Below are 13,429 nucleotides of genomic sequence, written 5' to 3' on the forward strand. Positions count from 1 at the left end.
AAATTAAATAGGGTAATTGTCTAACTCTGAATCCAAAATTACTTTGACAAAATGATATAAAACTCCAATTTGATTTTTGAAAACATACTGAGGCTAAAAAGCCTGTTTTCCCAAGATTTCAGATAAAATCCTGTTCATAAATCAGACAGGAGTCCTATATGTCTGAAACTACTTACTGATTATCTAAAGAAATAAAACAAGTCTTGAACTTTCTATTTTGCGTTGATCTGTGGGTTTAGCGGATAAAAATGCTCTAACATATTTCGCATCAAGCTAGTTGTTTTCATTTATGTGTCCTTGGGGCAAGACAGAAGGCAGAAAAAAGTTTTCAGCTATGGTTTTGTGCCTTGCCTAAACTGAGTTAAAGACCCCACTAAATTTACGATTTAGTGGTTTTCAATCAGAGGGGGTCTGAATCCCTTCTAATTCCCTTTAGCATAGCTGCCTCCTTCAATTTTGGAATTTTAAGTAGAATACATCTGTATTATCTAGCAAATACTCATAGTTTTTTACACCTTAAGCTTCTATTATTTTTAATAAATATATTATAAAGTTTATGTGTAAATAGTTATTTTTACTGTAAAAATTTAGTGTAGATTTTACAGTATCTATACATTTAATATCAAGTTATGGCAATTTAATCTAGCTCAAGTTACTAGAATTTAATCTGGCTAGATATTAAAAATTAAGCCTACTTTTACAAGCTGTATATCGCTTATTTATTAACAAATTCTTTAACCACTGCCATAGCATTAGGAGGAATCTGCGTAATTAAGCGAAATGGAAACGCTTTAGTCGAAGCAAATTGGGCATAATCTGATGTCAGAAAAATAGCGTAGTTTTTAGCTTCTGGAGTCATCTGGAAAGCAAACGCTAAAACTATAGCTTTAACGTACTTGCGAACATCTGCTGCTTGTTCACCCACAACTTCACCACCACTAAGTGGTGTATTTGGTTTTCCTATCTGATCTAATGTGGTTTTGGGGTCTTTTACACTCAGATGAGTAGCGCCAACTATACCAACGAGCCATTTGGGGGATGGGATTTTGTCAAATCCCGCAATCTGTTCAGTTAAAGCTGGGGTGGTTTTATCTGCGGAACTTGCTAACACTAGGGTAGGAACTTGCACCTTAGTTAATCCTGTTTCGCCAAAAATCAGAGAAGTTGTAGGATTGAGAGCGATCGCCTGTTTTATTCTAGTATCCCGTAATTGATAGGTATTTTCTGGTAGCTTTTGAGCAATGCACTGCATAACTTCTCCCTCACTGAAAATAGTCAAGTTCTTTTTACAGCGTTGTTTGAGTTTTTCGAGTTGTAACTCTGCTCCAGCAATTTCTAAAGCTGTACCACCACCAAAAGAATGGCCAATCACCATCGCGTTATTGGTTGCAAGTTTCCCTTGTAGTGGATGATTAGCTGTTTGGTTGAGCTTTTCTAATTCGTCGAGGACAAAACTAATATCTTGAGGGCGATCCAAAAACTCTTGAGGCTTCATAAGACTGGTTTTGCCTTGTAATGCTGAGTTAGTATTTGCCTGGTTACTACCGGGATGTTCTAAAGCTGCTACTATAAAACCGTGGGATGCTAAATGTTCTGCCAGGTAATACAAGTCTGTGCGGACTGAGGTAAAACCGTGAGAAAGGACAATCAAGGGTTTGTCGGGAGTTGCAGCAGTTGACCAGTAAACATCAACTGGAATTTTACGATCGCGCTTTTGGTCATTCAAGCTTAAGTTGAGTATTTTTACTTGAGCGGTTCCTGGTTGGCTGGGATCAAAAGGGAAGGCAATCTGCGGTGTTTTGGGGTCGAGTTGGGGAGCAATGTCTGATAACAAGCCGCTACGCGTCAACGCTAGCATAAATTGTTGGGTGCGCCAAAAAGTTGTATTCAAACTTTTTGCAACTATAAAAGCCTTTGGTAAATCAATTTCTAAACGTTTACTGGGATAAGCCGCGATAAAACTCAGTATAGAAAGACCTTGCGGTGCAGTAGAACCTAATATCAATCCTGCTCTAAGTGCTTGCACCCCAGCTTTGTCTTTTCGGGCTAAGGCTGTAGCAAAGTCACTGAGAATAGTTGTACCAATCTGGGTATTAACTAACCTATTAACGGTGACAACATTCATCGGTATCTTCATGTTTAGCGCCCCTAAAAAGAAGTGGCGTTGTTGTTCAGATAATCTTTTAGCAAAAGGCTGTAAACTCCCAGACAATTCCCTAGTTTTTGCAGCTTTTTGCAACTCAGCAAGGGAGATGGTTTTTGTAAATAAACCCAGACGCACAACAACAGTGTCAGCCGCAATGGCTTGAGTATTTGCTCCGAACTGTGTAAGAGCAATCGCGCCAAAGAAGCCCGCAATTGTCTTAAGACTTACCCAACTTCTTCTCATAAATATATACCAAGTGTTACTTAGGGGAATATAACGGATATTTGTGTATTTGGCTACCCCAATAATTATCTAGAAATAAAAGCAGATTGTTGCCTTAAAGACTCCAAATAAAAAAATATCCCATCGTTTTAGAGGCAAAGGGCAGGGGGAGGGAAAGTCGTAGTGAAGTCCAGAAATTGGATAATTTATTTTTTGGAGTTGCCTTAACTTAATAGCGATGTCCATAACGAGCTATGACGCAATAGGGTTTAGTTAAGGAAATTTATCTATTAAGGCAGGCAGGGGGAGCAGGGGAGGCAGGGGGAGAAAAAGCTTAACTTGAACCGTATTGGGCTATGACGCTCGATAGCGCAGCGTAAAGCCAACTCTTAGAGACGCACTCGCGTTTGCTATCGGTGTTGCGCTGATTTACTCAAAGCATTAGCAGATGCGAAGGGAATTACATCAAAAACATAATCAAAGCAACGAATTGTAGAATTCATTACAGTTAAAAAAATTGAGGATAAATCAGTGTTGACAGTCACAAAAGGCTGATTGCTTCTCAGCTAGGTTTAATACTGTAAAGAAGGTCTAAAACAGGATAAGCGATCGCATCTACAATCTGAACTTTTTATGCGCTGATATCTTGACTGCAATTTTTTTGACAGCAAAAGTTTAAACGCTCGCTTAATGTTCTGTTTTTGCCCTTTAGAACGTGTTGCAGAGGTGTTGCCGAGGGATAGTCTTACTGCTTTATTAGCTTATCATTACCCATCAAATTCTACCAGCCACATCAACAATTTTTCTTGGCTTTATGCATCGCAGACTCCGCTATATTTTTATTTTGCTACTCTCCCTGAGTATTATTATACTGTGGTGGCCTGTGAATAATTCTGATTGTAATTCCGAGGCTTTTCTTGCTGCAAAAACTACAAAGTTCCAAGTACATGCTACTAAGGTTATAGTTCAGCCGTGGCGTGGTCGTCACCATGTATATGGGATTTTTATGATTCCTGATAAATACAAAAAAGCTCCATTTTTTGTCTTAACAGTAAAAGGTGCTGGCAGTTACTGTTCAAAACAATTTGGTCAAATAAAAAACTATAATGATATCTTTGCTGAACCAGGAACTTATCTGGTGAGGAATTTCATTAGAACTCGAACGGCTTTGCGGCTGATTCTCCAAGGTTTGTACTTTCAAATCAATGATAAAAACAATTGGACATTGACTTTGCCTGAACCAAAAGCTAGTATTGCTACACGTAATTAGTCATTTCTTTTTTAATTATGAATTACGTTAGCGAACGCGAGTGCGTCTCGTAGAGAGGAACGAGCGTCATTAAGAATTACGAATTATTGACTCAGCTTGCTGGTTGAGTTTCCAAAACTTCGTTTTTTTCTAACAAGGCAGTAGTAGCATTGACCACAATCTGTGCTGCTCCCGTGAAAAACGATCGCTCGATAGTCGCTGGAACATCACTAGGTTTATGATAGTGGGGAGTACGTAAATTTGCGGTATCTGTCACCAGCACAGCACCCACACCCTGATACCAAAAAGGTGCATGGTCGCTGCGTAGGGTGTCTGGTGTCAGTAAACCTTTTAAAGGAATTGGTAGTGTTAGGACTGATGGCATTGATTTTTGTTTATTCAGAGCGCTTGAAGAAAGCATCTGTGGGTTTTGAAAGGCACTGAGCAAAGGCAAATGTTCTGTATCACCAACTACTGCCAAAAAGTCGCCCTTGTCGCTAATTGCAGTAACAGGCAATCCAGCAGGGTATTTTTGACACCCAGGAGTGTAACATGCATAACCTACCATATCCATAATGATCGCTCCGCTTAAGTTTTGTAAGCGTGCTGTCTTGCTAACAAAAGCCTGACTACCCAAAAGTCCTGCTTCCTCTTTGTCAAAAAAAGCTAGCTGTAACGTCCGTGGCGTAGAACGGGAACCAAGCAACCGAGCTACTTCCAGCACCACAGCTACACCACTAGCGTTATCATCAGCACCAGGCGATAAAGCAACAGTATCGTAATGCGCTCCCACGAGAATTGCTTTAGCTGCTTTGTTAGTTCCTACACGTTCGGCAAAAATATTCACACCCTCAGAGAACTTTTCCAATTTGAACTTCCAGCCTAATTTTGTGAGTTCAGTTGTGATATAAGTGCGAGTAAGCGATCGCTCTGTTGTTGTGTAGCGCTGAAAATTCAACTTTTGGATATGAGTTAACAGCTTATTAGTAGACACTTGCGGTGCACCGTTAATTTCTTTTAACTTTGCTTGTGGTTGGGGTGTTTCCACTGGAATGCGCTCAACAATTGCTGGCGACGTACGCTGTTCAAAAAACGTGCTACCTCTGCTACCCACTACTGCAACTGCCATCAGCAGCAACAGCATCAGCCAAATCCATTTTCTCATGTGATCTTATCCTTGGCTTCCTGACTTAGGGTAGCGCAAATCCCCTGGTATAACTTTCCAGGATTGCTAGGAAGGTTTAATATTTTGGTTTCCTAAATTCTTAGATAAACCTGCAAAGTTACTTTACAATCAGCTTAATTGGCTATTTTAATACAATTTTCTTGAATCCAATCTGCTATCAAGTCTTGAGTCTCTTGATCAGTTGAAAGTCTTTTTATCATTAATACAACTTCTTTTTCTGGCAATTCAATATAAGAAAGGTAGCCATCGAAACGAAAGCTACCCTTTTGTTACCATCTATAAATGCATGATTTTTCGCAAATGCAAAAGCATAAGCTGCGGCTAACTCAAAAACAGTTGGTGTAGGTTCGCCATAAGCAAATAAATTTTTCGGTCTATCTAAACTAGCTAAAAGCAGATTTCTATCTCTTATACCTGGAAGTCCGCCGTGTTCTGCTAGTTGTTCTTCGTGCATAGCTTTAATGACTGCCTCACTTAACCAAAAAATATCATTCACTGAGCTAGTTCACGAAGTGCATTTCTATACTTACTGCTTACTTTTTGATAAGCTTCCATAGCCTTTTCAAATTCAGACTTCTCAGATGTCGTTTGAGGATTACGAGAATGTTTCACAACGAAAAGTACCCCATTCTTACTACGTCTAAATTTTAGACTTTGAAAAGATGGGATCAATTTGTTTTTGAGCTTACGAAGTCTCAAGGTTTGCATGATCAAGAAAGCCAGTGATTATCGCTTTAATCTATTTGTCCTAAGCCTAATATACCTCATCTAATTAGGTCAGGTCACTTTATTTGAATTGCTTACGCGCTAAAGCGATCACTTAAACTTTTAGCAACAAGCAAGGATTAATGAAATTATTTTTAACTCTGTCTGGATCAACATCAAAATTTTCTAATAAAGTCTCAGTAGTTTTTTATTGTTCTGTGTCGGCTGAAATTGTTCCTTTAGTTCCAGCCAGTCCGAAGAAATTCACTACTCCTTCAAAAGAAGCTGCAACCTTTTGCTTACCAGAAGCAGTTTGTTTAACAGATTGAGTAGTTTGGTAACCTGCTTGTTTCAGAATAGCAAGATGTATATCTATTAATTTCCAATGATTAAGACATTGAATATTAATATATTCGTCAGATTTAAGGCAACTCTTTTTTAAAGATGTTTTTCGCTGCTTGGAGCTACCATATATAACAATGTATCTACTTTTGTCTAAATTTTCAATAATTTTTTGATCAACTTCTTGCCTCTTTATATAGTTTAAAGGTAAGTCACGACTTATACCATAAATATCATTTGTTTTATATACTTTTTTGTTAAATAACATATTTTTTACTCCTATTTAGTTTAAAATTATCTCGTTAAGAGAGGTTCGTGAATAAGTAAGTCTGCGCTCAAATTTCAAGCTATGTTAATAAATTTAAATGTAGGGTGTGTTGTCGCGCAGCGCAACGCACCGTCAAGAATTCAAGGTGCGTTAGCCTACGGCATAACACACCCTACTTAAAATTTATATTTCTTCATATACATTGAATTTTTCTCACCGACTTACTTACTCTTTAAGATACTAATCGAAAAGACGGACAGAGATTTTTAAGTAGATGCTATTTTAGCTATTAAAATTATACATGCTCTTTAGGATATTACTATACGGTATATACTGTTATACCTCAAGTTATTAGTTTAGGATTTACGCGCATTTAGAGAGTTTTATGAGTGTTTACACCCAAGTTTTCTTACTTTTTTGTTTCCTATGAATAAACATTAAGTTTGACAACTTGTCTTTTGACAGCGATCGCAACTTCACGTAAAGTGCCGCACTAGAGGAGTGCTGAGTAATAAGTAAAGAAGAAAAGAATTTCTGATTACTTCTTCAAAATTTTTATTCTGACACTCAGCACTTATGACTGAGAACTCAGGGCTTTTTTTATGGTAGATTTGTTGCTGATTGCGATCGTGGGGTTCCTGGGGAGTTTTGGACATTGCTTTGGGATGTGTGGCCCCCTAACGGTGGCATTTTCCCTGTCTCATCAGCCGAAAATTCCCCAAACAGTTTCTTTGGGACGGACATCAACCTTAGAAAAGTCTGATAATTGGCAACAGCAATTAAAATTTCATATCTTGCTAAACCTGGGGCGGATGTTAAGCTATGCTTTAGTCGGTGCTGGCATTGGGGCGCTGGGTTCGGTATTGCTGCAAGGTGGACAGCTAGCGGGTGTTGGCAGCGACTTCCGGCGCTGGATGGCAATTCTAACTGGTGTAATGTTGATCTGGTTTGGCTTAGGACAAGTAAAACCTGATTTACTGCCACGCATTCCCGTGTTACATCCCCTATTGCAAGGTAGCTTACATGATCGCCTCAGCACCGGAATGGTTAAGCTTTCCTTAAAAACCAAATGGTGGACACCAATGCTTTTGGGGATGACTTGGGGCTTAATGCCGTGTGGTTTCCTCTATGCTGCCCAAATTAAAGCTGCTGAAACTGGCAATTTATGGATGGGTGCGGCAATTATGCTGGCTTTTGGCTTGGGAACTCTACCCACAATGCTAGGCGTGGGCGTTTCCACATCGTTGGTAAGTAAAGACAGGCGCAGTCAATTGTTTCGATTAGGCGGTTGGGTGACACTCATCATTGGCGTTATCACCTTGTTGCGAACTGGTGACACAATGGTAGATTACACCGGACACGCTGCCTTAATCTGCTTAATCTTGGCTTTAATTGCGCGTCCTATTAGTGGCTTGTGGGCTTCACCACTGCGTTACCGCCGCGGCTTGGGAGTGGGATCTTTTGTGCTTTCTGTGGTTCACACCGCCCACATGATAGAACACTCATTGCAATGGAATTTTGCCGCTTTTTCGTTTCTGCCGCCAGAATTTCAGTGGGGTATGGCTGCGGGTGCTGTAGCATTGGTATTAATGTCCCCTGCCGCTTTAACGAGTTGGGAATCTTTGCAGAAATCTTTGGGCAAGCGTTGGCGACAGATTCATCTATTGGGTGTGCCAGCCTTGCTCTTGAGTGCCATTCATACTGTGTTAATTGGTTCCCATTACCTGGGTTCCTTGGAATCAACTTGGGGAAATAAATTAGCGGCAGTACTGATGGTAATTATTACCCTCAGTGTCTTAATGGTACGTTCGCGCTTTTTTTGGTCAAAGTTAGCCGTAGAAAAGTTTTATGTTCCCCCAACCAAATCACGGTAAATTATCCTTATTCTCAACGAGTCAAAAACAGAGGCGTTACCTATTCAAAGGCATTTCCTGGCATCAAGGAAGAATAAAGTATTTATTATTCCTGAGTTGCTTAGTTATATCAATAACTAATTTTTCTCCTGCATCTGCTCATAAGGTGGAAGTAGCCGGAGATGTCGGCGGCACCCTCCACATTGAACCAAATGATAATCCCCGTGCTGGAGAACCAAGCCAAGCCTGGTTTGCGCTTACCCGCAAAGGTGGAAGAGTGATTCCCCTATCACAGTGTAATTGTCAGTTGGCTGTTTATGCCGAACCTTATGCCGCCGGAGAGCCACCCCTGTTAGAACCACAGTTACAACCTGTGCCAGCTGAACGCTATCAAGGTATTCCAGGTGCAGATATTACCTTTCCCAAGCCAGGTATTTATCAGTTGCAACTAAATGGTAAACCAGTTTCTGGAGCAAAATTCAAACCCTTTGAGTTCAAATTTGAAGTTACTGTGGCAAGCGGTTCTACACAAAATACACAAAATATGCGAGATGTCAATGGTAATTTAGGAGAGGGTGAATCTCAGCAATTACCAATTTGGGGAATCGCCCTGCCAATCCTTGGATTTATTGGCATCTTAGTTGTCGTACTACGAAGCATGAGAGGGAGTGGGGAGTAGTTAGGAGTGAGGAGTTGAGAGTTATGAATTCAAGACTTAACAATTTTAGATTTTGGATTGAAGGAAAAATCTAAAATTTACAGACGCGATGATTAATCGCGTCTCCTAATTCCTGTACAGACGCGATTAATCGCGTCTGTACTCCTAATTCCTAACTTTTACTGATGTCGCTTTTGATGCCACTGCCATGCATGAGCGACAATATCTTTGATCGATGGATACTGAGGTTGCCAGCCTAAAATTGTTCTGGCTTTCTCGCCGGCGCCAATGAGAATTGGGGGGTCACCAGGACGGCGATCGCGTTCTTCTACTGGTATGGAAATTCCTGTCACTTGTTCGGTAGCTGCAATAACTTCTCTGACAGAGAAACCGCTACCATTACCTAAATTAAAAACTTCGCTATCGCTACCTTTTAATAAATATTCCAATCCAAAAATATGGGCATCTGCTAAGTCATTAACATGAATATAATCACGAATACAAGTACCATCGGGCGTAGGGTAATCAGTGCCGAAAATTGAGATGGATTTTCGTTTGCCTAAAGCTGTCATCAGCACCAAGGGAATCAAATGGGTTTCTGGGTTGTGATCTTCGCCAAGCAACCCACTGGGATTAGCACCAGCAGCATTAAAATAGCGAAAACGCACTGATTTCAAACCGTAAGCAACATCAAAATCAGAGAGAATCCGCTCTACCATTAGTTTTGTAGCGCCATAAGGATTAATCGGATTTTGGGGATGATTTTCTGGAATGGGTAACAATTCCGGTATACCGTAGGTGGCACAGGTAGAAGAAAAGACAAATTTCTTTACAGATGCCGTCAGCATCGCTTCTAACAGAATCAAAGTACCAACAACGTTATTGCGGTAATATTTAGCCGGGTCAGTCACTGATTCTCCTACGTAGGCATAAGCAGAAAAGTGCATCACAGCAGCAATATCGTGGGTTTTAAATAGATGATCTAGCAAGGCGCGATCGCCTATATCCCCTACTATCAGTTCTACTTGTAAAACCTTTTCTACCAAATCACGATGCCCATAAACCAGATTATCAAGTATGACAACGTTATAACCCGCTTGCTTCAAAGCCAGCACCGTATGAGAACCAATATATCCAGCTCCCCCCGTTACCAAAATGGTAGGCTTTCCAGGCGACATAGTTTTTCCTTTTGAGTCAATTATTTAATTAATTTAGTTTATCGGTACCATATTACTCTTCTGGAAAAATATAAATAATAGACGCAGTGTCAAAAAATTGCACTAAAATCACTACGACGGTAGTCTTTGGGTGTGAGGTTTGAAGTATTTTAAGTCAAACAGTGCGATTACAATTTGACAATAAAATAAATCTATTTCCCGAAACCTCTAGGTTGACCCTTACGGGTGACGCTCCTAGCGTCGCTAAAGCTAAGAAGTCGCTAGTTGTTTTATGCAGGGAAACCATGCACGACAGTTCCTCTTGGGGAGCTACTTCTTCTCTAAACAGGAGAGGTGGCGTGGAAATCCTAAGCAAAGTGGACTGTCTTAACACCACATTGGCTCACTGCACCAGAAAATTTGAGAGTTAATCTATGTTTCTATTATTAAGCCGAGTACTGCTGTGGCTGCTGATTGGCACTATCGTATATTCTCTGTTCCAGCGATTTTATCCTTCTGGAACTTTTGTCGGGCGATTGATCTTAGTCGTTATCTTGGTAATCATAGCCCTATCTTTTGTTAACCCTAATGAACCAGCTGTGGCGTCGTTGTCGAGGCTGCTGTCTTTTCCACTCAAGCCTTTAGGAGCCTCTATTTTAATGATGATTTTTGCAGCTCAGAGAATCAAAGGAGGCGGGATAGACAAACCAGGAGGATACTTGATCGGTTGGGCACTGACGATTTTGCTGTTAGCAAGTACACCAGCAGTCGCCTACTTCCTTTATAGAGCACCTCTAGCAATGGCAGGTGAAACCTATGTAGCAACTGCTGCACCAACATCTGGGACACTGGTGGCATTTGGGCAACCAACCACCACAGCCAACATCTCAGATGTTACAGGCGATCGCATTCTTTCTTATAATTTAAGAGTGCCTCCCTATCTATTACAAGGAAGTCCTCAAGATATTCGCACACGCGGTTTACGACTTGAAGACTTTGTACCGAATGCGGAAACGTTGCAATTGACAACCAGAACTTGGGAAACTTATCTCTTTGAAATTTACAGGTTCTTGCGTGTTCAACGGTAATAAAGTAAAAAAGTAAATACTAAAAAACCGTAATGCCACGCTTTAGTAAAACTGCCTGGAATTCAGAACTAAGAATTTGCAAGGGTTTCATTGAACTAAAGACTGGGGATTAGGAAAATTCAAATAGGGATTCAGACCCTATTTTTTCCCAATCCCCAATCCCCCATACTTCGGCTTCTCTACGAGACGCTACGCGAACGCTCAGTACAAGTCCCCAGTCCCCTACATAGCTGTCTTCTTGGACAAACAGTTAATCTAGGATGATAAAGTTGCAAAATTGCTTTAATGGCAAAATCTCGACGAATCGCTAAACTCATTGCTTACCTACGTCCCCATTGGCGGGAGGCGTCTTTAGGCATTCTCGCTTTGTTGTCTGTCAATGCACTGGGCGTTTATATCCCCTTGTTGATTCGTGCTGGTGTTGACAAACTCTCTACAACCTTCGTCTTGAGCCAAATAATACATGACGTAGTAATTATTATCTTACTCAGTTCGGCGATGTGGCTAATGCGGATGGCATCCCGTATTTGGCTATTTGGGGTGGGGCGGCAGGTGGAATTTGACCTGAAACAACGAATTTTTGAACACTTACTCAAGCTGGAGCCGGCTTATTTTGCTAGTAATACTGCTGGCGATTTGATTAACCGGGCTACTAGTGATGTGGATAACATCAAGCGGTTATTGGGTTTTGCAGTTTTGAGTTTGGCAAATACCGTATTTGCCTACGCCCTGACACTGCCAGTAATGCTGGCGATTAGTGTGGATATCACACTAGCCTCCCTGGCAGTGTACCCTTTGATGTTCTTGTTAGTGAGTATGTTTAGCGATCGCTTACGCCAACAACAAGCAGAAGTCCAAGAGCAACTCTCTGACATCAGCGAACTTATCCAAGAGGATATCAGTGGCATTGCCTTAATTAAAATCTATGCCCAAGAAGCAAACGAGCGTCGAGCGTTCGCCGAAAAAAATCACGAGTTGTTGACTGCTAACTTAGAACTGGCAAAACTCCGAAATACACTTTTTCCCATAATTGGTGGGTTAGCCAATGTCAGTTCGCTGATAATCATCTGGCTAGGGACGGCACGGATGTCTTCTGGGACGCTTCAGGTTGGCGATTTTTTAGCACTGTTAATTTATGTAGAGCGTCTAGTTTTCCCCACAGCCATTTTAGGATTCACAATTACAGCCTACCAACGGGGTGAAGTTAGTATTGATCGCCTTGAATCTATTCTCTCTGTCACACCGAAAATTCAAGACACAGCCGATGCCATACATTTACCAATGGCTGAACTTAAAGGGGAAGTGACAGCTAAAAATCTCACCTATACTTACCCTGGTTCCACTACTCCAGCCCTAAAAAATGTTAACTTTACCATTGCTCCCGGAGAAACCGTGGCCATTGTTGGGGCAATCGGTGCAGGAAAATCTACTTTAGCCAATGCTTTGCCGCGCTTGTTGGATATTGAATCAGGACAATTATTTTTAGATGGGGTGGATATTACGAAGATAGCGTTAGCAGATTTACGAGGTGCGATCGCTTACGTTCCTCAAGATAGTTTTCTTTTTAGCACTACAATCAAAAATAATATCCGCTACGGTGACCCAATTAGCAAACAAGAGCAGATAGAATCTGTCGCTCAACTTGCCCAAATTGAATCAGAAATTAACAATTTTCCCCAGCAATATGAAACTATTGTTGGTGAACGCGGTATTACTCTTTCTGGCGGTCAACGACAACGTACTGCCTTAGCTAGGGCTATGTTGGTCAATGCTCCAGTATTAATTTTGGATGATGCCCTCTCTAGTGTGGATAATCAAACAGCCACGCAAATCCTCAAAAATCTCTCTAGTGGTACTGTACGCAAAACAGTAATTTTCATTACTCATCAATTATCCGCGGCCGCAGCTGCTGACCGAATTATTGTGATGGAAAAGGGAAAAATTATCGAGACAGGCAATCATTTAGAACTTTTAAAACAACAGGGTTTATACAGAACTTTGTGGAGCCAGCATCAAGTTGAAGAATTACTCCATTAAAGTTTTGATTTATAGCAATCCGATTTGATTCGGTGAATTACTTGTATAAACTGGGGACACAACGGCTAGCGGTAGTTGAATCTCGACTCTGCGGCAGTTGAATCTCGACTTTGCTCGATTACCGCGTAGCCGAAACTCGATTACCGCACAGTTGAAACTCAGTGCATCGCTGGGAAGAAGGAATAAAAGTGGACTTACGCACTGTACAAAATAACTATCTTGTGGCTTAACGTAAATACGTTGTTTCAGGCTTTTATCAATCACCGTTGATTGGGTGTGTAGGCGTAGCCCGCACTTCTCTACGAGACGCTGCGCGAACGGCTGCGCTCAGTGACCACCGCAGGCATCGCCAAAATCTCATTGAAAAACCTAGCTATAAGCCTTGAAAACTATACCTGTTATTTTGGCTTTTCTGTCAATGCGTAAGTCCTATAAAAGTGTAATGAGTTTTTTCAAAAATCAAATATGAGTCCTACATAAGCATATTTTATTGCTTGAAGGGTAACACAACTGTGCTA

The 13,429-nt window shown here is 40.9% G+C and carries 10 protein-coding genes; 5 read left to right on the plus strand and 5 right to left on the minus strand.

The annotated features are described in order from the left end of the window. Window positions 1–715: 715 nt before the first annotated feature. Window positions 716–2,389, minus strand: coding sequence for an alpha/beta hydrolase (locus tag V7L20_RS18440; RefSeq protein WP_334745476.1), 1,674 nt, complete (start codon window positions 2,387–2,389; stop codon window positions 716–718). A 793-nt stretch (window positions 2,390–3,182) separates the two neighbouring features. Here V7L20_RS18440 and V7L20_RS18445 point away from each other — a divergent pair. Further along, on the plus strand, window positions 3,183–3,638 hold the full coding sequence (locus V7L20_RS18445; RefSeq protein WP_334745477.1) for a hypothetical protein: 456 nt from the start codon (window positions 3,183–3,185) through the stop codon (window positions 3,636–3,638). A 91-nt stretch (window positions 3,639–3,729) separates the two neighbouring features. Here V7L20_RS18445 and V7L20_RS18450 read toward each other — a convergent pair whose 3' ends face one another. The 3 genes from V7L20_RS18450 to V7L20_RS18460 all read right to left on the minus strand — a co-directional run bounded on the left by V7L20_RS18450 (window position 3,730) and on the right by V7L20_RS18460 (window position 6,118). Next, the gene (locus tag V7L20_RS18450) at window positions 3,730–4,782 is read right to left on the minus strand and encodes a M28 family peptidase (protein ID WP_334745478.1); all 1,053 of its coding nucleotides are present in this window, start codon (window positions 4,780–4,782) and stop codon (window positions 3,730–3,732) included. Between the two features lie 220 nt (window positions 4,783–5,002). After that, window positions 5,003–5,299, minus strand: coding sequence for a type II toxin-antitoxin system death-on-curing family toxin (locus V7L20_RS18455; RefSeq protein ID WP_334745479.1), 297 nt, complete (start codon window positions 5,297–5,299; stop codon window positions 5,003–5,005). Window positions 5,300–5,716: 417 nt separating this feature from the next. Beyond that, the gene (locus V7L20_RS18460; protein ID WP_334745480.1) at window positions 5,717–6,118 is read right to left on the minus strand and encodes a hypothetical protein; all 402 of its coding nucleotides are present in this window, start codon (window positions 6,116–6,118) and stop codon (window positions 5,717–5,719) included. A 602-nt stretch (window positions 6,119–6,720) separates the two neighbouring features. Between V7L20_RS18460 and V7L20_RS18465 the strand changes: the two genes are divergently transcribed. Both V7L20_RS18465 and V7L20_RS18470 read left to right on the plus strand, forming a co-directional pair. Beyond that, on the plus strand, window positions 6,721–7,992 hold the full coding sequence (locus V7L20_RS18465) for an urease accessory protein UreH domain-containing protein (protein ID WP_334745481.1): 1,272 nt from the start codon (window positions 6,721–6,723) through the stop codon (window positions 7,990–7,992). Then, a complete protein-coding gene (locus V7L20_RS18470) occupies window positions 7,967–8,650 on the plus strand; it encodes a hypothetical protein (RefSeq protein WP_334745482.1) in 684 nt (227 codons plus the stop codon). Before V7L20_RS18465 ends, V7L20_RS18470 begins: the two co-directional genes overlap by 26 nt. A gap of 158 nt (window positions 8,651–8,808) precedes the next feature. On the opposite strand, the gene galE is transcribed toward V7L20_RS18470, so the two are convergent. Beyond that, on the minus strand, window positions 8,809–9,807 hold the full coding sequence (galE, locus tag V7L20_RS18475) for a UDP-glucose 4-epimerase GalE (protein ID WP_334745483.1): 999 nt from the start codon (window positions 9,805–9,807) through the stop codon (window positions 8,809–8,811). 413 nt (window positions 9,808–10,220) lie between these two features. Between galE and V7L20_RS18480 the strand changes: the two genes are divergently transcribed. Together V7L20_RS18480 and V7L20_RS18485 are read left to right on the plus strand one after the other, a co-directional pair. Beyond that, window positions 10,221–10,874, plus strand: a complete 654-nt coding sequence (locus V7L20_RS18480) for a hypothetical protein (RefSeq protein WP_334745484.1) — start codon at window positions 10,221–10,223, stop codon at window positions 10,872–10,874. A gap of 285 nt (window positions 10,875–11,159) precedes the next feature. Further along, entirely contained in the window at window positions 11,160–12,911 is a 1,752-nt protein-coding gene (locus V7L20_RS18485; RefSeq protein WP_334745485.1) for an ABC transporter ATP-binding protein, read from the plus strand. Window positions 12,912–13,429: the final 518 nt, after the last annotated feature.

This window comes from Nostoc sp., assembly GCF_036916735.1.
GTDB lineage: Bacteria > Cyanobacteriota > Cyanobacteriia > Cyanobacteriales > Nostocaceae > Nostoc.